Source organism: Streptomyces sp. TRM49041 (assembly GCF_008271805.1).
Taxonomy (GTDB): Bacteria; Actinomycetota; Actinomycetes; order Streptomycetales; family Streptomycetaceae; genus Streptomyces.
Genome location: NZ_VSRY01000124.1, coordinates 43,528 through 63,325, shown reverse-complemented (window position 1 = coordinate 63,325; position 19,798 = coordinate 43,528). Strand labels below are relative to the sequence as shown.

14 protein-coding genes and 1 other RNA gene are annotated in these 19,798 nt (G+C 73.5%); 3 read left to right on the top strand and 12 right to left on the bottom strand.

Annotated features, from left to right (window positions below):
- Positions 1–92: 92 nt before the first annotated feature.
- The 3 genes from FVS66_RS15355 to FVS66_RS15345 form a co-directional block, all read right to left on the bottom strand.
- A complete protein-coding gene (locus FVS66_RS15355) occupies positions 93–1,238 on the bottom strand; it encodes a uroporphyrinogen-III synthase (protein ID WP_149181761.1) in 1,146 nt (381 codons plus the stop codon).
- Between the two features lie 75 nt (positions 1,239–1,313).
- The gene (locus FVS66_RS15350; RefSeq protein WP_149181760.1) at positions 1,314–2,657 is read right to left on the bottom strand and encodes a nitrate/nitrite transporter; all 1,344 of its coding nucleotides are present in this window, start codon (positions 2,655–2,657) and stop codon (positions 1,314–1,316) included.
- Between the two features lie 105 nt (positions 2,658–2,762).
- The gene (locus tag FVS66_RS15345; protein WP_149181759.1) at positions 2,763–3,767 is read right to left on the bottom strand and encodes a LysR family transcriptional regulator; all 1,005 of its coding nucleotides are present in this window, start codon (positions 3,765–3,767) and stop codon (positions 2,763–2,765) included.
- An 84-nt stretch (positions 3,768–3,851) separates the two neighbouring features.
- Here FVS66_RS15345 and FVS66_RS15340 point away from each other — a divergent pair, with 84 nt between their 5' ends.
- The gene (locus FVS66_RS15340) at positions 3,852–5,228 is read left to right on the top strand and encodes an MFS transporter (protein ID WP_149181758.1); all 1,377 of its coding nucleotides are present in this window, start codon (positions 3,852–3,854) and stop codon (positions 5,226–5,228) included.
- 61 nt (positions 5,229–5,289) lie between these two features.
- On the opposite strand, the gene ssrA is transcribed toward FVS66_RS15340, so the two are convergent.
- The 5 genes from ssrA to ftsE form a co-directional block, all read right to left on the bottom strand.
- Positions 5,290–5,659, bottom strand: a transfer-messenger RNA (tmRNA) gene (gene ssrA / locus FVS66_RS15335).
- A gap of 114 nt (positions 5,660–5,773) precedes the next feature.
- On the bottom strand, positions 5,774–6,253 hold the full coding sequence (gene smpB, locus FVS66_RS15330; protein WP_149181757.1) for an SsrA-binding protein SmpB: 480 nt from the start codon (positions 6,251–6,253) through the stop codon (positions 5,774–5,776).
- An 18-nt stretch (positions 6,254–6,271) separates the two neighbouring features.
- Entirely contained in the window at positions 6,272–7,495 is a 1,224-nt protein-coding gene (locus tag FVS66_RS15325) for a S41 family peptidase (protein ID WP_149181756.1), read from the bottom strand.
- A 67-nt stretch (positions 7,496–7,562) separates the two neighbouring features.
- Positions 7,563–8,480: a permease-like cell division protein FtsX gene (gene ftsX / locus FVS66_RS15320; RefSeq protein WP_149181755.1), complete on the bottom strand. Its 918-nt coding sequence runs from the start codon at positions 8,478–8,480 to the stop codon at positions 7,563–7,565.
- A 19-nt stretch (positions 8,481–8,499) separates the two neighbouring features.
- Positions 8,500–9,189: a cell division ATP-binding protein FtsE gene (gene ftsE, locus FVS66_RS15315; protein ID WP_149181768.1), complete on the bottom strand. Its 690-nt coding sequence runs from the start codon at positions 9,187–9,189 to the stop codon at positions 8,500–8,502.
- A gap of 299 nt (positions 9,190–9,488) precedes the next feature.
- Between ftsE and FVS66_RS15310 the strand changes: the two genes are divergently transcribed.
- The gene (locus tag FVS66_RS15310; RefSeq protein ID WP_149181754.1) at positions 9,489–9,683 is read left to right on the top strand and encodes a hypothetical protein; all 195 of its coding nucleotides are present in this window, start codon (positions 9,489–9,491) and stop codon (positions 9,681–9,683) included.
- A 156-nt stretch (positions 9,684–9,839) separates the two neighbouring features.
- Here FVS66_RS15310 and FVS66_RS15305 read toward each other — a convergent pair whose 3' ends face one another.
- The 4 genes from FVS66_RS15305 to FVS66_RS15290 all read right to left on the bottom strand — a co-directional run bounded on the left by FVS66_RS15305 (position 9,840) and on the right by FVS66_RS15290 (position 15,451).
- The gene (locus tag FVS66_RS15305; RefSeq protein ID WP_149181753.1) at positions 9,840–10,727 is read right to left on the bottom strand and encodes an LPXTG cell wall anchor domain-containing protein; all 888 of its coding nucleotides are present in this window, start codon (positions 10,725–10,727) and stop codon (positions 9,840–9,842) included.
- A gap of 449 nt (positions 10,728–11,176) precedes the next feature.
- Complete coding sequence (prfB, locus tag FVS66_RS15300) at positions 11,177–12,289, bottom strand: peptide chain release factor 2 (protein ID WP_149181752.1); 1,113 nt, start codon at positions 12,287–12,289, stop codon at positions 11,177–11,179.
- A 78-nt stretch (positions 12,290–12,367) separates the two neighbouring features.
- Positions 12,368–13,609 (bottom strand): serine/threonine-protein kinase, encoded by a 1,242-nt coding sequence (locus FVS66_RS15295; RefSeq protein WP_149181751.1) that lies wholly within the window; start codon positions 13,607–13,609, stop codon positions 12,368–12,370.
- Positions 13,610–13,729: 120 nt separating this feature from the next.
- Positions 13,730–15,451 carry a serine/threonine-protein kinase gene (locus tag FVS66_RS15290; protein WP_149181767.1) on the bottom strand — a complete coding sequence of 574 codons (1,722 nt, stop codon included), beginning with the start codon at positions 15,449–15,451 and terminating at the stop codon, positions 13,730–13,732.
- 450 nt (positions 15,452–15,901) lie between these two features.
- On the opposite strand from FVS66_RS15290, the gene FVS66_RS15285 reads away from it, so the two are divergent.
- Positions 15,902–19,777, top strand: a complete 3,876-nt coding sequence (locus FVS66_RS15285; protein ID WP_149181750.1) for an FHA domain-containing protein — start codon at positions 15,902–15,904, stop codon at positions 19,775–19,777.
- Positions 19,778–19,798: the final 21 nt, after the last annotated feature.

Sequence of the window (19,798 nt, the reverse complement as noted above, 5' to 3'; positions counted from 1 at the left end):
ACCGGAGGCGCGCCCGCCGGCGTCCCACGCGCGGGGCCCGGCCGCGGGCGGCATCGCGCCCCACTCCCGCCGTCCGTCGCGCGCAGCCGCCGTCACGCCTCCGCGTACTTCGCGTCCGCCGCCGGGTCCAGGGCCAGGCGGTAACCGCGTTTGACGACCGTCTGGATGAGTTTGGGGGCGCCCAGGGCGGACCGGAGGCGGGCCATGGCGGTTTCCACGGCGTGTTCGTCGCGGCCGGCGCCCGGGAGGGCGCGGAGAAGATCCGCGCGGGAGACGACCCAGCCCGGGCGGCGGGCCAGGGAGTGGAGGAGGGACATGCCGGCCGGCGGCACGGGGCGCAGTTCGCCGTCCACCAGGACCGCGTGGCCGCGGATCTCGATGCGGCGGCCCGCCACCGGCAGGGTGCGGGCGCGGCCGGGCAGTTCCTGGCAGAGGAGCTGGACCAGCGGTCCTAGCCGGAAGCGGCCGGGCTGGACGGTGTCCACGGCGTGGCTCTGCAGCGGTACGGCGGTGACCGGGCCGACGCAGGCGGGAAGGACGTCGTGGCGCAGCGCGTCCAGCAGTTCGGTGAGGAGCCCCCGGTGCTCGGCGCGGGCGAGGAGCGACGCGGCGGCCGGGGCGCTGGTGAAGGTCACCGCGTCCAGGCTGCGGGCGACGGTCGCGTCGAGGAGCCGGTCCAGCGGGGCCAGATCCTCCGGCGGCATCCACCGGTAGACGGGGACGACCACGACGTCGGCCCCGGCGTCCCGGAGGGCCTCCACGAAGCCGGGAAGCGGCTCGCCGTGGAGCTGGAGGGCGATACGGCGGCCGGAGACGCCCTGGGTGAGGAGCCTGTCGAGGACCTCGGCCATGGAGTCCATGGCCGGGGACCACTCCTCGGTGAGCCCGGCCGCCCGTACCGCGCCCTTCACCTTGGGGCCGCGGGCGAGGACCTGCACGCCGCGCAGGCGGGCGACCAGGTCCTCCCCGTATCCCCAGCCGTCGGCGGCCTCCACCCAGCCCCGGAAACCGATCGCCGTGGTGGCGACGACGATGTCCGGGGCGTGGGCGACGAGGTCCTTGGTCGCGTCGAGAAGGTCGGCGTCGTCCGCGAGCGGCACGATCCGCAGCGCCGGGGCGTGCAGGACCGCCGCGCCCCGGCGCTGCAGGAGTGCGCCCAGCTCGTCCGCGCGGCGGGCCGCGGTGACGCCGACCGTGAAGCCCGCGAGGGGACCGTGCTCCTGCTGCTGCTCGTGCATAGCGCCTGAGCCTGACAAGAGTGCGTGACAGTCTCGGTTCGCCAAGGTTTCCCCGCCGTTACGGACCACGCCCGATCACACCTCGGAGAGGCTGAGCCGGCGCTGTGCGGGCACCTCCGCGGCGCTGGTGGCCGGCTTGCGAAGGTATACCGCCCAGGTCACGGCGATGCAGGCGCCGTAGAAGAGGAGGAAGGAGACGAAGGCGGCGGTGCCGGTCCCGGCGGTCTGGAAGGACTGCCGGAAGGCGAGGTTGATACCGAGGCCGCCGATCGCGCCGACCGCGCCGATCAGGCCCATGGAGGCGCCGGAGAGGCGGCGTCCGTACGCGTCGGCCGTCTCGCCCGTCAGGCCGGAGGCGTGTGCCTTCGCCTTGAAGATCGCCGGGATCATCTTGTACGTGGAGCCGTTGCCGAGTCCGGTCAGGATGAAGAGGGCGATGAAGCCGACCAGGAAGATCGTGAGCGACGACGTGACCGAGGCGAAGATGACGACTCCGGTCGCGGCGGCCATGGCGGCGAAGGTCCACAGGGTGATGCGGGCGCCGCCGTGCTTGTCGGCGAGGGAGCCGCCGACGGGCCTGATCAGCGAGCCGAGCAGCGGGCCGATGAAGGTGAGGGAGGCCGCCTGGAGCGGGGTGCGCCCGAACTGGGTCTGGAGGACCAGGCCGAAGGCGAAGCTGTAGCCGATGAACGACCCGAACGTGCCGATGTACAGGAACGACATGATCCAGGTGTGGGCGTCCCGCGCGGCCTCCTTCGCGGCGCCGGTGTCGTTCTTCACGGGCGCGAGGTTGTCCATGTAGAGCGCGGCGCACACGGTGGCGGCGATGATCAGCGGGATGTAGATGCCGAGCAGGACCCGCGGGTGACCCGCGCCGACCGTGCCGATGACGGCGAGGCCGACCAGCTGGACGACGGCGACGCCGATGTTGCCGCCGCCCGCGTTGAGGCCGAGCGCCCAGCCCTTCTTGTGGAGCGGGAAGAAGGAGTTGATGTTGGTCATGGAGGAGGCGAAGTTACCGCCGCCGACACCGGTGAGCAGAGCCACCACGAGGAAGGTCGTGTACGACGTGCCCGGCTCCATCACCATGAAGGCCATGCCCGACGGCAGCAGCAGCGCCATCGCGCTGATGATCGTCCAGTTGCGGCCGCCGAACCGGGCCACGGCGAAGGCGTACGGCACCCGGATGACCGAGCCGACCAGCGTGGCCGAAGCGATCAGGAAGAACTTCCCGGCCGGGTCGATGCCGTACTCCGGTCCCATGAACAGGACCATCACCGACCAGAGGGACCAGATGGAGAATCCGATGTGCTCGGAGATCACCGAGAAGAGGAGATTGCGGTTGGCGATCCGCTCTCCCTTCTCCCGCCAGAAGGTCTCGTTCTCCGGATCCCATTCCTGGATCCACCGTCCACCCATTGCGCACCTCCGCTGCTTTCGATCCCTGAACCCCGTCGGGACCCGACGCTAGGGAAGCCGCGTTTCAGCCCGGTCATCTGAGGTGACCGGGCTGAAACCTTGCTCTCACCCGACGTACGGGCGCGGTGTGAGCGCCCTCGGCCGGACGGTGCCGCTCATGGCGGCGGCATCTGCTGCGGGCAACCAGGCGCCGTCCGGGATGACCAGCCAGTTCTCGTCGGCGGCGAGCTCCGCGGCGGCGGTGCGCAGCGCGTCCAGACCCGGGTGTCTGAGTCCCTTGCGCCACACCAGTGCCACGGGAGCCAAGGGTACGGGGGCGACGAGCGGGCGCAGGACGGTGTCGGGCATGGCCTGGAAATCGACGACGACCAGGACGGGGGTGCGGCTCTTGGCCATGACGCGGCGGAACTCCTCGACGCCGACCGCGAGGGGCGCGGGCGGGGCGACGCGCACGCCGTGCTCGGCGAAGAGCCGCGCGGCCAGGTCGGTCCACTCCAGAGTGCGCGGGTTGCCGGCCCCGGCGTACAGGGCTTCGCCCGCGAGCGCCGACAGCTCGACCTCGGCGCGTTCGGCGAGCGGGTGGTCGTTCGGCAGGATCACGGCCATCGGCTCGTACCGCACGGGCTGCCAGTCGAGCCGCGCGCGGACCGCCGCGTCGAGGCCCGCGACCCGGCCGAAGGACACGTCCAGCCGGCCGGCGAGGATCTCGGCGGCCGCGCCGGTCAGGCCGCTCTCGAAGCGGGCCATCAGCTCGCAGTCGGGCGCCAGCTCACGGGCCAGGTCGAGGACCCGGGCGTTGCTCATGCCCGGCGAGTTCAGGTCGACGAGCAGCGGGCGGGGCCCGGTGCCGGCGAAGGCGGCGGTGAGGTCGTCGTGCGCGGTGAGGACGGCCTGCGCGTACGGCAGGAGCCGCTCGCCGTCCGCCGTGAGCGTGACCTGGCGGGTGGTGCGGACGAACAGCTCGGTGCCGAGGTCCCGCTCCAGGCGCCGGATGTCGCGGCTGAGTGCCTGCTGGGCGACGTACAGCCGGGCGGCGGCGCGGGTGAAGTGGAGTTCGTCGGCGACGGCGGTGAAGGCGCGCAGGAGGCGCGGTTCGATGTCGGGGGCCACGCCCGAGAATTTACAACAGAAGTGCGTCAATGGGTGCGGGATTGGTGTTGGACCGCGGGCGGGCGGGGCCGTGAAGCTGTGATCATGCCCCCGCACCCGACGAAGGCCGCGCCGCTGCCGGCCGTGACGCCCGATGCCCTGGTCCTCGCCCCCCGCTACGACGAGCGCCGCCGCCCGGCCGCCCGCCCGGCCGCCTCTCCTGCACACCGACCGCCCCGCAGGCCGGCCGCCGGCCCGGCCGGTCGCCCGTCGCGCCGCCCCCGCAACCCGTACCTCCGGCTGTTCTCGCTGCCGGGCACGCGCGCGTTCACCCTCGGCAACCTCATCGCGCGCGTGCCGATGGGCATGTTCACCGTGAGCGCCGTCATCATGATCGCCGGGTCGCGCGGCTCGTACGCCCTCGCCGGCGCCGTCACCGCCACCGGCCTCGCCGCCACGGCCGTCGTGGCGCCCTTCACGGCCCGGCTCGTCGACCGGTACGGGCAGGCCCGCGTCGCCGTGCCGGCCACGGCCCTGGCCGTCCTGGGCTCGCTGGCCCTGCTGCTCTGCGTGCACTACGGCGCCCCGTCCTGGACGCTGTTCGCCGCGTACACGGCGACGGCGACGACCCCGAACATCGGCGGCATGTCCCGGGCCCGCTGGGCGCACCTGTACCGCGACGACCCGGCGGCGGCCCACACGGCGAACGCCTTCGAGCAGGCGGTGGACGAGCTGTGCTTCATGGTCGGCCCGGTGCTGGCCGCCTTCCTGTGCGCGGCGCTGTTCCCGGAGGCGGGCACGCTGATCGGCGCGGTCCTGCTGCTCACCGGCATGCTGCTGTTCACCGCGCAGCGCGCCACGGAGCCGCCGGTGACCCCGCGCGCGGCGGGGACACGGACCCGCTCCCCGCTCCGTATGCCCGGCATGCCCGCGCTGCTGGCGGTCTTCCTGTCGACGGGGGCGATCTTCGGCTCGATGGAGATCGTCACGCTGGCGTTCGTGGACGGCCCGGTGGCCGGCCCGGTCATGGCGCTCCAGGCGCTGGGCTCGTTCCTGGCGGGCCTCGCATACGGCTCGGTGCGCCCCGCCAGGGACGTACGGCGCCGGCTGCTGGTGTGCCTGGCCGCGATGACCGCCCTGATGACCCTGCCCCTGTGCGCGGCGCGCACCGGTTCGCTGCTGGCCCTGGCGGGTGCGCTGCTGCTGGCGGGCATGGCGACGGCGCCGACGATGGTGACGGGTATGACGCTGGTGCAGCGGCTGACCCCGGCCGGGCAGCTGAACGAGGGCATGACGCTGGCGGTGACGGCCCTCCTGGGCGGTATCTCGACCGGCGCGGCGGCGGGCGGCTGGCTGGTGGAGCGGGCGGGCGCGGTCACGGCGTATGCGCTGCCGGTGGCGGCCGCCGGCCTGGCCCTGTGCCTGGCGGCGGTGGCGGGCACGGCCCGGGCGGCGGGCGCGAGCACGGCGGCGGGGCGGTGACCCCGGGCATGACGGAGGCCCGGCCGCCTTTCGGGCTGCCGGGCCTCTGCCCACATGGGATGAGTGGAGATGGCGGGAATCGAACCCGCGTCCAACGGTGCGGAACCAGGGCTTCTCCGTGTGCAGTCCGCTGCGCTTTTCTCGGCCCCGGAGATCACGCGGACAAGTCTCCGACGGGCTCAGTCACTGTTTGATTTCCTCCTGGGCCCCGTGACCGGGCTCAGAAGTTTAGTTCCCTAGCTGATGCCAGGATCCGGGTCGGGAACAGCCCCGGGCTGACACTTCGCAAGTCGCTACTTAGGCAGCGAGGGCGAAGGAATCGCGCTTGGTGTTGGCGATTATTGGTTGCGACATATGGTTTACGAGATCATTGCCGCTTCCTCGACACGCTTCCCCTGCTTCGACAGCCGCTGTCGAAACCGATCATCCCCATGTTGATTTTTCAAGCCCCCTGAGGGGCGCGCCCCCGCTGTGTGGGGCAGGCGCCATCGTACGTGAACAACACGGCACCGTGCCAGCTTATTTCCCGGCACCTGTGACCCGCGTCACGCCCGCTGGCGCCGCTTCACCGCGGAGATCGCCCGCTCGGCCTCGCGCCGGTCCTGCTTCTCCCGCAGGGTCTGCCGCTTGTCGTACTCCTTCTTGCCCCGCGCGAGCGCGATCTCGACCTTGGCCCGGCCGTCCTTGAAGTACAGGGCGAGGGGCACGATCGTGTGACCCGTCTCCTGGGACTTGGACTCCAGCTTGTCGATCTCGGCCCGGTGCATCAGCAGCTTCCGCTTGCGCCGAGCGCTGTGGTTGGTCCAGGTGCCCTGGCTGTACTCCGGTACGTGCACGTTGTGCAGCCACGCCTCGTGCCCGTCGATCTGTACGAAGCCGTCGGCCAGCGAGGCCCGACCCTGGCGCAGCGACTTCACCTCGGTGCCGGTCAGGACCAGGCCGCACTCGTAGGTGTCCAGGATGTGGTAATCGTGCCGCGCCTTCTTGTTCTGCGCGATCAGCTTGCGCCCTTTTTCCTTAGCCATAGTGCGGCCATTTTCGCACTACGCACCGCCCCCGAGGCCACTCAATACCGTCCGGGCCCGATCCTCGGCCCGGTCGTCGGCGGGCACGTCGGGCGTGATGCCCCGGCCGTCGACACGTAGCCCGGCCGGGGTGCGGTAGTGGCCGACGGTGAGTTCGGCGACGGAGCCGTCCGGGAGGTTGCTGGGCATCTGGACGGCGCCCTTGCCGAAGGTGCGGGAGCCGACGGTCACGGCCCGCCCGCGGTCCTTGAGCGCGCCGGTGAGCAGCTCGGCCGCGCTCATGGTGCCGCCGTCGATCAGTGCGACCAGGGGTCTGCCGGTGTCACCGCCGGGCTCGGCGTGCAGGGCCTTCTCCTCGCCGTGCACGTCGTACGTGGCGACGAGCCCGCCGTCGAGGAACGCGGACGCGGCGGCGACCGCCTCGGTGACCAGCCCGCCGCCGTTGCCACGCAGGTCGAGGATGACCCCGGCGCCCTCGGGGGCGCCCTCCACCGCCTCGCGCACCAGGGCGCCGCTGCCCCGGGTGAACGCGGTCACCCGGATGAGTACCGTGTCACCGCCCATCCGCCGTACGGTGACGGCCTCGGTGGCGAGCCGGGCCCGGTGCAGGGTCCGGGTCCACGCGCGCGTGCCGCGCTCCAGGCCGAGCACGACGGCGGAGCCCTCCTCGGCGCCCGTACCGTCGCCGGCCGTGCCGTCGCCGCGCAGCAGGGCGACCACCTCGGCGGCGGTGCGCCCGCCTATGGGGCGGCCGTCGATCGTACGGATCCGGTCACCGGGCCGGAGACCGGCCCGGTCCGCGGGGCCGCCCGGCTGGACCCGGGCCACCTCGACATGGCCGTCGGCGGTACGGCGCGCCCCCAGGCCGACGCCGGTGTACGCACCGTCGAGGGCGCGCTGGAACTCCTCGTATTCGCCCTTGTCGTAGACGGCGCCCCAGCGGTCGCCGCTGCGGCTGACGACCTCCTCGGCCGCCTTCGCCCCGGACTTGCCGTCCGCCATGGCCTCCGCCGCGGCGCGGACCGCCTCGTCCCGTACGGCCTCGTCGTCGCCGGAGCGGGGCGGCGCGCCGGCGTGGGCGGCGGAGCGGCTGTCGGCCGCCCTCACTCCGTCCGTGTCGTCGTGAGGCAGGGAGTCGGTCGCGGCGGCCGTCGCGAGGACGGTCGCGAAGAGCACGCTCAGCGCCGCCCCGCGCCCGATGCGGCGGAGCCGGAGCGAGGACTCTGGATCCGGCAGCGACATGGCGCCCACTCTAGGACAAGCAAACGGCGCCGTACGGTTGTTGACCGCACGGCGCCAGGGGCGCTTGTCACACCTTCAGGTACTTGCGCAAGGCGACCGCCGCCGCAAGGGACGGCATCAACAGGCCGATGACCAGCACCAGCGGCAGCACCGAGAACACCGCGTCCCAGCCGATGAACTGGACCAGGGGCATCTGCTCGGCGAGCGAGAGGCCCCCGTCGATCAGGAAGTAACGGCCCACGAGCAGCAGGACGCAGGCCACCAGACCGCCCAGCAGACCCGCGAACGCGGCCTCCATGATGAACGGCATCTGGATGTAGAAGCTGGACGCGCCGACCAGCCGCATGATGCCCGTCTCACGGCGCCGGCTGAACGCCGACACACGCACGGTGTTGACGATCAGCATCAGCGCGATGAGCAGCATCAGGCCCATGACGACGAGGGCGGCGACGTTCATGCCGCGCATCATGTTGAACAGGTTCTCCAGGATGCCGCGCTGGTCCTGCACCGAGTGCACGCCCGTCCGGCCGGAGAACGCGGTCGCGACGACCTCGTACTTCTCCGGGTCCTTGAGCTTCACCCGGAACGACTCCTGCATCTGGTCCGGGGTGATGACGCTGGCGATGGCCGTGTCGCCGTACTGCTCCCGGTAGTGCTTGTACGCCTCCTCCGCCGACTCGTGGTGGACGGTCTCGACGATGTCGAGCTTCCCGAGGTCGGTCTCGATCTGCTCCTTCTGCTGGGCGGTGACGGCGCCCTTGGAGCAGGTCTCGGAGACCGAGGCGTCGTTCTTGTTGCAGAGGTAGATCGTGACGTTGACCTTGTCGTACCAGAAGTCCTTCATCGCGTTGACCTGCTGGCCCATCAGCACGGCGCCGCCGAAGAGGGCCAGCGAGAGAGCCACGGAGACGATGACCGCGAAGGTCATCGTGAGATTGCGACGGAGGCCGACACCGATCTCCGAGAGTACGAACTGGGCGCGCATCGCGTGCGTTGAGCCTTTCTCAGTGCTGGTAGCCGTAGACGCCGCGGGCCTGGTCGCGGACGAGGCGGCCCTTCTCGAGCTCGATGACGCGCTTGCGCATCTGGTCGACGATGTTCTGGTCGTGGGTCGCCATGACGACGGTGGTGCCAGTGCGGTTGATCTTGTCCAGGAGCTTCATGATGCCGACCGAGGTCTGCGGGTCGAGGTTGCCGGTCGGCTCGTCCGCGATCAGCAGCATCGGCCGGTTGACGAACGCGCGCGCGATCGCCACCCGCTGCTGCTCACCACCGGACAGCTCGCCGGGCATCCGGTCCTCCTTGCCCGCGAGGCCGACGAGGCCGAGCACCTGGGGAACCGACTTGCGGATCTCGCCGCGCGACTTGCCGATGACCTCCTGCGCGAACGCCACGTTCTGCGCGACGGTCTTGTTCGGCAGCAGCCGGAAGTCCTGGAAGACGGTCCCCAGCTGGCGGCGCATGTGCGGCACCTTCCAGTTGGACAGCCGGGCCAGATCCTTGCCGAGGACGTGCACCGTGCCGTGGCTGGCGCGCTCCTCGCGGAGGACGAGACGCAGGAAGGTGGACTTTCCGGAGCCGGAGGACCCCACCAGGAAGACGAACTCGCCCTTCTCGATCTCCAGGGAGACGTCTCTGAGAGCGGCGTGGTTCTGCTTCGGGTAGGACTTGGAGACGTTGTCGAATCGGATCACGGGTGCACCCACGGTCGGCCGGGAGGAGTAGGTGAGCGTGACCATACGCGAACCGGGATGTCCCGTGCAGGCACCGTCCAGCCTTGCCCGTTTTGTCCGTGCTTGCGCCCTGCCTGCCCGGGTCCTGACCGGCGGAAACCCATCGGGGCGCGCCTAAACTCATGGGACCTGGCACAGTGGGAGGGGGAACGGATGCGTTTCCCTGAGCGTTGTGCGGAGAGAACTGGGTCGACGGTCCGAGTACGTCCGGCCGACAGTCCCGCGTCCCGCGGCTCCGCCGCGCGGGAGGAGGAGAGCGCATGACCTATGACCGACTGGTGTGCGCCAACTGCGCGGCGCCCGTCAGCGAGGGCCGCTGCCCCGTGTGCCGGGCCAACCGTGAGCGCATGCAGCAGAGCCCATGGGCCGCCATGAGCCCCGCCGCCCTGCTGACGCTGCTCCTGCTCCTGGTGGCGGCAGCGGCGGCGCTGGTGGCGACCCACCAGCCCGCGTAGCGCCTGCCCCCGCGCGCGGCGCGACACATCACCTGCACAGCGGAAGGGCCCGGACGCCGTGGATACGGCATCCGGGCCCTTCACTGTGCCCTTGCGCGGCCTTACCGGTTTGCCGGCTTACCGGCTGGTACGGCCGCGGCCGGGCTTCAGGTGCGCTCAGGCGACCGTGCGGCCACCGCCGACCAGACGCGGCAGCATGCGGAAGCCGACGCCACCGGCGATCATCGTCGCGGCGCCGATGAGGAGGAACGAGGTCTCGGCGGCACCGGTCTCGGCCAGCTCCTCCTTGGCCTTGCCCTGCTCGACCGGCTGGGAGCCGACGTTGTTCGTGCCGGGGTTGTTGTCCGCGCACTCGGCGCCGTCGACGGTCACGGCGCAGTTGCCCGTGCCGCCGGTGGTGGAGCCGGAGGAGCCGGAACCGCCGGTGGTGGAGCCGCCGGTGGTGTCGCCGCCCGTGGTGGAGCCGCCGTTACCGCCGGTCGAACCGCCGTCACCGCCGGTGGTGGAGCCGCCGGTGGTGTCGCCGCCCGTGGTCGAGCCGCCGTCGCCGCCGGTCGAACCGCCGGTGGTGTCGCCGCCCGTGGTCGAGCCGCCGTCGCCGCCGGTCGAACCGCCGTCACCGCCGGTCGAACCGCCGGTGGTGTCGCCGCCCGTGGTCGAGCCGCCGTCGCCGCCGGTCGAACCGCCGTCACCGCCGGTCGAACCGCCGGTGGTGTCGCCGCCCGTGGTCGAGCCGCCGTCGCCGCCCGTCGAACCGCCGTCGCCGCCCGTCGAACCGCCGTCACCGCCGGTCGAGCCGCCGTCGCCGCCACTACCACCGGTGGTGCTGGGCGTCGGGTCCGTCGGGTCCGTGGGGTCCGTCGGGTCCGTCGGGTCCTGGCAGGTGGGGTCGGCCGGGTGGCAGGTCTCGTCGCCGAGCTCGATCGAAAGGTCGAGCCCGATACCGGCGGCCTGAGCGGCGCCCGCGGCGGTCAGGGACGCACCGGCGGCGATCACCGCACCAGCGGCTATCCGCGCGACCCGGATCCGCGTCTTTTTGGTCATAAAGCTGCTACCCCCAGTAGCTGATCTCGTCATGGAGCAGCGCGCTCGGGGCCACGGACGCTAGAGGGCCTCGTGCCGTCCCCCCGGTCACATGCGCCCCGGACATGCGCATGCCGCGCGTCAGCTTTCCCAGTTTTGAAGGGGGCGTCAAGCTCGTTACGCATGCGATGTCCGAAATGATCAAGCTTGCCTGTCGTGCACCGAAGGACTGTGACGAAATCGAGGAGAGGGACCTGCGTCAGGGTCATTTCCATGTCGACAAAGCGAGGAAATTCGCAGCCCGTTGGTTGCGACAGCGAATCGCGCTTCACAGGGTGGTGACTCCGTCGCGGTCCTCGCCCTTGCCCACCGCATTCACGCAGATGCCCGCGCCGTACACCTCCCGGTAGAGCACGACGACGGCGCCGGACCCCTGCGGGGTACGGCGCCGTGACGCTGAGCCAGGTTTCCTACTTCTCCTGGTCCTGCTGCTTCCGCCAGCGGATGCCGGCCTCCAGGAAGGCGTCGATCTCGCCGTCCAGCACGGACTGCGGATTGCCGACCTCGTGCTCCGTACGCAGGTCCTTGACCATCTGGTACGGGTGCAGGACGTAGGAGCGCATCTGGTTGCCCCAGGAGCTGCCGCCGTCGCCCTTCAGGGCGTCCATCTTGGCGCGCTCCTCCTGGCGCTGGCGCTCCAGCAGCCGGGCCTGGAGGACGCGCAGCGCGGACGCCTTGTTCTGGATCTGCGACTTCTCGTTCTGGCAGGAGACCACGACACCGGTCGGGATGTGCGTGATGCGGACGGCGGAGTCCGTGGTGTTGACGGACTGGCCGCCGGGGCCGGAGGACCGGTACACGTCGATACGGAGGTCGTTCTCCGGGATGTCGATGTGGTCGGTCTGCTCGACGACCGGCAGCACCTCGACGCCCGCGAAGGACGTCTGGCGGCGGCCCTGGTTGTCGAACGGCGAGATGCGGACCAGGCGGTGCGTGCCCTGCTCGACGGAGAGCGTGCCGTACGCGTACGGGGCGTGCACGACGAACGTCGTCGACTTGATGCCGGCCTCTTCGGCGTACGACGTCTCGTAGATCTCGGTCTTGTAGTCGTGCCGCTCGGCCCAGCGCAGGTACATGCGCTGGAGGCGCTCCGCGAAGTCGGAGGCGTCCACGCCACCGGCCTCGGCGCGAATGGTGACGAGGGCCTCGCGCTCGTCGTACTCGCCGGAGAGGAGGGTGCGGACCTCCATCTCGTCGAGGGCCTTGCGTACATCGGCCAGCTCGGCCTCGGCCTCGGCGAGGGTGTCCGAGTCGTCCTCGGCCTCGGCGAGCTCGAAGAGCACCCCGAGGTCGTCGATCCGGCCGCGCAGCGACTCCGCCTTGCGGACCTCGGCCTGCAGATGGGAGAGCCTGCTGGTGATCTTCTGTGCCGCCTCGGGGTCGTCCCAGAGGGACGGCGCGGCCGCCTGCTCCTCGAGCACGGCGATGTCTGCCCTCATCTTGTCGAGGTCCAGGACGGCCTCGATCGACCCCATGGTCGAGGTGAGGGACTTCAGCTCTTCGGATACGTCGACGACTGCCACGGGTCCAGCGTAACGGCTGCCCGCGACACCCCCTCCCCCCGAGGGCGGTATCCCGGCCGTCGCCGGCCGGGACGGGGGTCAGCGGGGCGGGGTGCCCGGGGCCGAGCGCTGGGAGTCCGGCGCGGCGGGCTCCGGGCTGTCGGAGCCGGCGGCGAACCAGCCGCCCACCCCGACCGCCGCCGCCAGTGCCGCCCCCGCCACCGAGATGACGAGGCGGCGCCGCCGCACGGCGGAGGTCTTGTTACGGGCCGACCCCGGGCGGCGCTGCCCGGCGGCGCGGGGAGCGCGCGCGGTGCCCAGGGGGCCGCCGGAGAGCTCGTCGGGGCCGGGCACGCGCATGGAGGTGTGGGTGTCCCTGCTGGAGTCGGTGGACGAGCCGGGGACCAGCGGGACGGCGGACCGGCGGGGGGCGTTCGGCAAGGTCGGGTACGGGTCGTCCTCGTAGGGCTCCGAGGTCGGTTCCGAGCCGGGCTCGTCCACGTCCAGCGGCGGCATGTCCGCGACGAGCGGCGCCAGGTCGTGGAGGCGCGCCGCGAGCTCGGAGGCGCGCAGCCGGGACGCGGGGGCCTTGGCCAGGCACTGGACGATCAGCTGCCACAGCTCGTCCGGGATGCCGGGGAGCGGGACCACCGTCTCGGTGACGTGGCGGCGCAGCACGGCGCCCGGGTGGCCGCCGCCGAACGGTGTGAAGCCCGCCAGCAGTTCGTACAGAACGGTCGCGAGCGCGTAGATGTCGACGGCCGCGCGCGGCGGCAGGCCCTCGACGATCTCGGGAGCCAGGTAGTCGGGCGTGCCGATGATCCGGTTCGTACGGGTACGGCGCGGGGTGTCGATCAGTTTGGCCACGCCGAAGTCGGTGAGCAGGGCCGGGTGGGCGCCGCCCGGCCCGAGGGGGCCCTCCATGTCGAGCAGGATGTTCTCCGGTTTGACGTCCCGGTGGACGACCCCCGCGGCGTGCGCGGCGGCCAGGCCCTCGGCGACGTCCGCGGTGATCGCGACGGCGGCGGCCGGGGTGAGCCTGCGCTCCCGGTCGAGCCGGCTGCGCAGATCGGTACCGCGCACCAGGTCCATGACCAGGGCCAGGTCGTCGCCGTCCACGACCAGGTCGCGTACGACCACCACGCGCGGGTGCTCGAGCCCGAGCAGCGCGGTGCGCTCCTGGACGAAGCGTCCGACGAGATCCTGGTCGGAGGCCAGGTCCTCGCGCAGCAGCTTGATGGCGACAGGACCCTCGGGACCTTCGCCGAGCCAGACCGTGCCGGCGCTGCCCCGCCCGAGGATCTGGTGAGCCGTGTACCGGCTGCCGATTTTCCGTGCCAAGACTGCTCCCTCAGCGGCTGGCGTTCCCGACCAAGTTACGCGGGTGCGGGCACCGGTATTCACGCCGGAGCGGAAATCGCCCCTGAGAAGTCGATAAATCGGCAGAGTTGTCGCCGGGCGTCACTGGGCGGGGGTGTCGCCGCCGCCCGACTCGCCGCTGAGTCCGGAGATCCAGTCGCTGACGGACGAGAAGGCGTCGCCCATGGCCTGCCAGTAGCTCTTGCCCTCGGCGATCCAGTCCTGAAGAGGGGTCAGCTCCCAGATGAGCCAGCCCGCCACGACGAACAGCATGATCGTGAACAGGCAGCCCTTGAGGCAGCCGAGGCCCGGGATACGCATCGGGTTGGCGCTGCGCTGCCGGGGTGCGCGGGGCGCGGGCGGCTGCGGGGCCTGCGGCTGCTGAGGCTGCTGAGGCTGGGGTGTGTACTGCTGGCGGGGCGGCTGCGGAGCGGGCGCGTGCTGCTGGCGCGGCTGCGGCTGCGGCTGGGGTTGCGGGGGCTGCGGGGCGTACTGCTGCGGCTGGGGCTGCGGGGCGTACTGCTGCGGCTGGGCCTGCTGGCCGTACTGCTGGTGCTGCGGCCGGTACGGCGGCGGCTGCTGGGGCTGGGGCGACTGCTGGGGCCGGCGCTGGGGGCGGCGGCGCAGCGGGTCCTCGCTGGGGTCCAGGTACTGGACCTGTGTCTGCTCGTTGCGGTCGCGCGCGGCGCGCAGCTGGGTCTGCCACGGGTGCGGCTCCTCCGGCTGCGGTACGGGGGGCATGACCGAGGTCGGGTCGGGTGCGCCGCCCGGGCCGCCGGCACCCTGGCCGGCCGACGGCATGACACCGGTCGCGGCGCCCGGGTCGTACTGGGGCGCGCCGACGCCCTGGCCGCTGTTCGGCAGGACCTGGGTCGCGTCGGACGCGCCGGGGACCTCCGGCACGGGCGCGGGCGCCGGGTCGGGCGCGAGGAGCGCGCCGACGCCCTCGGCAGCCTCGATCTGGGCGACGGTCGCGTGCACGCCGATGCCGGCGGCGACCGTACGCAGACCGCGGGCGAGGTTCTCGGCGCTGGGGCGGTGGTCCGGGTTCTTGCTGAGGCAGCGCTCTATGACCGTCCACAGCGGTCCCGGCACGGTGGACGGCCGCCGCGGGTCCTCGTTGAGGTGCCGGTGGAGGACCTCCAGGGCCGTGCCGCCGGCGAACGGGGGACGGCCGGTGACCAGCTCGTACAGCAGGATGCCCGCGCCGTAGATGTCCACGGCGGAGGTCTGCGGGCGGCCCTCGGCGGACTCGGGCGCGACGTACGCGGGCGTGCCGACGAACTCGTGCGTGCGGGTCAGGCCCGGGGAGTCGGCGAGGCGTGCGATGCCGAAGTCGGTGAGCATCGGGTGCATCTGGCCGTCCCGCTCGGCGAGCAGGACGTTCGCCGGCTTCAGGTCGCGGTGCACGACGCCGTCCGCGTGGCTGGCGGCGAGCGCGTCGGCGATCTGCGCGGTGAGGAGGGCCGCGGCGACGGGGGTGAGCGGACCGTTCTCGCGGATGTAGCGGTGCAGGTCGGGGCCGTCGACGAGGTCCATGACGAGGGCCAGGAGGTCGCCCTCGACCACGAGGTCACGGGTGCGGACGATGTTCGGGTGAGTGAGACGGAGAAGGACGGAGCGCTCCCGCAGGAAGCGCATCACGACGTCCGCGTCGTTGGCGAGTTCCTCCTTGAGGACCTTGATCGCGACGGTCTCGCCCGGCTGGCCGGGCACGGCCGCCTCGGCGCCCGCCGTCTCCCTCTGGCGGGCACGCCAGACGGTACCCGTGGCGCCGCGTCCGAGCGGCTGCTCGAGCAGGTACTTGCTGCCGACTGGCCGCACGGTCATGCGCTCCCTGCGATCGTGGTCCGAAGCTTGCGTTCGACCCACTCTAATGCCGTTCCGCTTTCTTCGAATTTCCTTCGAACGTTTCCGTCATCCGGCCCGGAACGGCTCGGGAGCAGCCCCGGAACGGCTCCGGAACGGGTTTCGTGGGAGGGAAGACGTATGACCGGCGCGCCCGGTTGCCTGACATACACATGATCCCAAGATGGGCGCAAGCAGGCGTTTCGCCGATCAGTCGCGAGCATTCAAGATCATTTAGTGCCGGGTCGCGGGCGTTGTGTCGGTGGCGGATGGGAGGATGCATCCTGCACGGCGCATCGTGGGGCCGGGAGTTCCGCGGGCCGTGCCGACCTGTACCGGACGACGTGTCCGCGCGCGGGTGGGGGGAGTTCGAGGGCCCTGTCCCCCTGCTGCGGGCGCGTCGCGCAGAAGGGACCGCTGACGGCGATGCAGATCCGGCTGACCGTCCTCGCGGCGCCGCCCGGCGGGCAGACCGCGCGGCGCGCCTGCGACGTGCTCGTCACCGCCCCCGCGGGCACCGCCCTGGCCGCCGTGGCCTCCGGCCTCGCCGCCGCGGTGGCCGGACCGGACGGCGCGGCGGGCACGGGGCCCGTCGTGCTCTACGCCGGGCCCGAGCGCCTGGACCCCCAGCGCTGTGCCCTGGGCGACCCGCCACTCGTGGACGGCGCCGTGCTGGCGCTCCAGTCGCCCGCGGAGGAGGCGGTGGCGCCGGACGGCGCGGCGGCGCGGCTGCACGTGGTGGCCGGGCCCGACGCGGGCGGCGTCCATCTGCTGGACGCCGGGCACGTCCGCATCGGGCGCTCCGCCGACGCGGACGTCCCGCTGGACGACCCCGACGTGTCGCGGCTCCACTGCGTGGTCACGGTCGGCGACGACGGCCGCGTGACGGTCGCCGACCTCGACTCGACGAACGGCACGACCCTGGACGGGAAGCGGGTCGGCACCCGCGCGGTGCGACTGAAGCCGGGGGCGTTGCTGCGGGTGGGTGAGTCGGTGTTGCGGCTGGTGCTCGGGGGCGGGGGCACGGCAGGCGGGGGTGCGGCCGGCGGGGGTGGGGTCGCGGTCGCCGGGGGCGCGGGTACCCAGGGCTTGGATGCGGGCGTGGTTGACGGTGCGCGGGGTGGTGGTGCGGGTGCAGTGGGCGGCGGGGGTGGTGCGCCGGGCGGCGCGCGGGGGCCGAGCGGGGCGCCGGAGAGTACGGGGAGCGTGTACGGGGGTGTGTACGGGGATCCGTACGGTGCGCCCCTCGCCACGACACCGGACGGCGAGGGGTATGTGCGCGTGGCGCGGCTCGGGGCTGCGAGTCCCCGGGCGGGTGCGGTGAGCGGCGTTGCCGGGGCGGCCGAGGCAGGTGTGGTGAGCGGCTCGGGTGACGGCGCTCCCCGCGCGGGGAGCGCTGGTGGGGTGACCGAGCCCGGTGCGGTGAGCGGTGGTGGCCGGGCGGGCTCCGGGAGCGGTACTGGGCTGGGCGGGGAGGTCGCGGGGCCGGGGGCGCCGGGCGGTACCGGTGCGAGTGTCGTGGGCCCGGGCGGGGCGCCGCAGGGCGGTGCCTTGGCGCGGGCGGGGACCAGTGACGGCTGCCCGACGGGCGGTGCCGGTTCCGGGGGTGCGGTGCCCATGGGCGGGGCCGGTTCCGGGGCGGGTGCCCCGGGCGGTGACCCGGTGGGCGGTGACCTGGTGGGCGGTGCGGAGTTCAGGGGCGTGGCCCCGGGAGGTGCCGACCCGGGGCCCGGCGGCCCGGGGGATGCGGGTGCGGGTGGTGCCGTGGCGCCGAGGGCTCGGCGGTCGTACGACGGCCAGGCTCGTGCGGGGTACTCGAGCACGGGTCAGGGCGCGGGCGGGAGTTCCGGTGGCGGGCATGCGCGCGCGCACGGGGTGGCTGACGGCGGGGTGACGCACAGTCGGACGGCGGCGCCCGGCGGGCCGCAGGGCACACCCGCGCGCGGGACGCCCGTGCCTGCCGAGGCGCCGAGGCGGCGGGGCATAGGGGCATGGGCGCGCCGCCTGGCAGGTGGCCGGGCCGACGGTGCCGACCACAGGGGCTCCGCCGCCCGGACGCCCGCCACGTCCGCGCCGGCCGCCCTCCGCGGACCGGGCGCCGAGGCGTGGCCCGACCCCGCCGCCGTACTGCTGACCGCCCTGGGTCCCGGCCCACGCCTCTGGGAGCGGGCCCCCGGGCACCCCGAGTCGCTGGTGGTCCGGCTCGGCACCACGGACCGCGCCGAACTGGCCGCCGTGCCCGTCACGGTGGGGCTGCGCGAGGCACGGTCCCTGGGCATAGCCGGGCCGCGCGCCCGCCTCGTCGGGCTGGCCCGTTCCGTGGTGGCGCAGCTCACCGCGCTGCACGCCCCGGCGGACCTGGAGATCGTGCTGATCAGCGCCGACCGGGCGCGCCCCCTGGAGGAGCGGCGACGCGACTGGGCCTGGCTCGGCTGGCTGCCGCACGTACGGCCGGCGCACGGCCAGGACTGCCGCCTCCTCCTGGCGTACGACGGAGACCAGGCCGCCGCCAGGGCCGCCGAGCTGACACGGCGTCTGGACGACGGGCCGCTCGGCCCGGGCTGGGCGGACGCCGACCACAACGCGGTCGCGGAGGCGGCGGAGCGGTTCCAACAGTCGTACGCCACGGGGGCGCCGCAGAGCACCGGGCCGTACACCGTCGTGATCGTCGACGGCGATCCGGGGACGTCCGCGCTGCGCGAGACGACCGCACGCCTGGCCGGCGCGGGTGCCGCGGCGGGCATCCACCTGGTCTGCCTGGCCGAGACGGCGCCCGCCTCGGCGGTGTTCCCGGTCGCGGCGGCGTACGAGGCGGCGTGCGCGGAGTCGCTGCCGTTCCGGGAGTGCGGCGCGGTCGGTCTGCTGACCGGCGACGTGGCGACGGCGCTGCGCGTGATGCGGGCGGCGGGCGGCCACCCGGTCGGCCACGGCACGGTGGCGGCGGTGGACGCCGTGTCGGGCGCGTGGGCGGAGCGGTTCGCCCGGTCCCTGGCGCCGCTGCGCGCCGAGGGCCCGGCACAGCACGGCCGGGCCACGGCCGCCGCGCTGCCCCGCTCCTCCCGCCTGCTCGACGAGCTGGAGCTGGCCAGGGCCACGCCCGCGTCGCTGATGGCCCGCTGGGCGTCGGCCCCGGACGGTACGGCGGTGCTGGGCACCGGCCCGCACGGCCCGCTCCGGGTCGACCTGACCGGCGAAGGGCCGCACCTGCTCGTCGAGGGCCCGGCGGGCAGCGGACGTACGGAGCTGTTGCGCTCCCTCGCCGCGTCTCTCGCCGCCGCGTCCCGCCCCGACCGGCTGGGCCTGCTGCTGGTGGACGGCGCGGGCGGCGAGCGCGGCGAGGGCCTCGGCCCGTGCACCGACCTGCCGCACGTCACCGAGCACCTGGTCGCCGCCGACCCGGTGCGGATGCGGGCCTTCGCGCAGGCGCTCGGGGCGGAGCTCAAGCGACGCGCCGAGGTGCTGGGCCGCGAGGGGTTCACGGAGGCGCCCACGCGCCGGAACGCCCCGGCCGACGAAAGGGCCGGCCTCCTGCCCGACCCCCGAACCGGCGTCCGGCCGGAGACCGGTCCCCGCGTCCAGGGGGACCAGAGGCGCGACGCACCGCGGAACACCGGGCCCGACGCCCAGCGCCCCGGCGACAGGGCGTTCCCCGAGCAGCGCGTCGGCGGCGACGTGGAGTCCCCGCCCAGTGGCACGCTGCGGCTGCGCCCCGCCGCGCCGGGGGGCCGTGGCCAGGGCGGGACGACACCGCCCCCGCTGCCCCTCCTCGTCGTTCTGGTGGACGACCTGGACGCACTGGTCGCTCCCGCGCTCGGCAGCCCGGGCCGGCCCGCGGCCGGTTCGGTCGTACGGGCGCTGGAGGCCGTGGCGCGGGACGGCGAGCGGCTCGGCGTCCACCTGGTGGCGGCGTCGGCGCGCCCGGACCGTACGGCCGACACGGAGCCGGCCCGACGCGCACGCCTGCGCGTGGTGCTGGACGCGGCTCCGGCGTCCCCGGGTCCGGACGACCCGCTGCCCGGCCGGGGCCGGCTGTGCCACCCGGACGGCCGGGTGACCCCGTTCCAGGCGGGCCGCGTGACCGGGCGCATCCCGCGTACGGCGACGCTGCGCCCCACCGTCGTACCGCTGGAGTGGGAGCGCATGGGCGACCCGCCGACCCGCCGCCCGGTACGGGAGCTGGGCAACGGGCCGACGGACCTGGCGTTGCTGGCCAGCGCCCTGGACCGGGCCGCGCGCTCGGTCCAGGCCGCACCGGTCCCGCCGCTCACCGCCGCCCCGGACACCTCCGACCCCGTCAGGTGACCCGTCAGGTGGCCCGTCAGG

Excerpts from the sequence above, each read along its gene's own strand:
- FVS66_RS15305 (WP_149181753.1), bottom strand. The coding sequence starts at position 10,727 with ATGACCAAAAAGACGCGGATCCGGGTCGCGCGGATAGCCGCTGGTGCG.
- smpB (WP_149181757.1), bottom strand. The coding sequence starts at position 6,253 with ATGGCTAAGGAAAAAGGGCGCAAGCTGATCGCGCAGAACAAGAAGGCG.
- FVS66_RS15285 (WP_149181750.1), top strand. The coding sequence starts at position 15,902 with ATGCAGATCCGGCTGACCGTCCTCGCGGCGCCGCCCGGCGGGCAGACC.
- FVS66_RS15310 (WP_149181754.1), top strand. The coding sequence starts at position 9,489 with ATGACCTATGACCGACTGGTGTGCGCCAACTGCGCGGCGCCCGTCAGC.
- FVS66_RS15355 (WP_149181761.1), bottom strand. The coding sequence starts at position 1,238 with ATGCACGAGCAGCAGCAGGAGCACGGTCCCCTCGCGGGCTTCACGGTC.
- FVS66_RS15350 (WP_149181760.1), bottom strand. The coding sequence starts at position 2,657 with ATGGGTGGACGGTGGATCCAGGAATGGGATCCGGAGAACGAGACCTTC.
- FVS66_RS15340 (WP_149181758.1), top strand. The coding sequence starts at position 3,852 with ATGCCCCCGCACCCGACGAAGGCCGCGCCGCTGCCGGCCGTGACGCCC.
- FVS66_RS15325 (WP_149181756.1), bottom strand. The coding sequence starts at position 7,495 with ATGTCGCTGCCGGATCCAGAGTCCTCGCTCCGGCTCCGCCGCATCGGG.
- ftsX (WP_149181755.1), bottom strand. The coding sequence starts at position 8,480 with ATGCGCGCCCAGTTCGTACTCTCGGAGATCGGTGTCGGCCTCCGTCGC.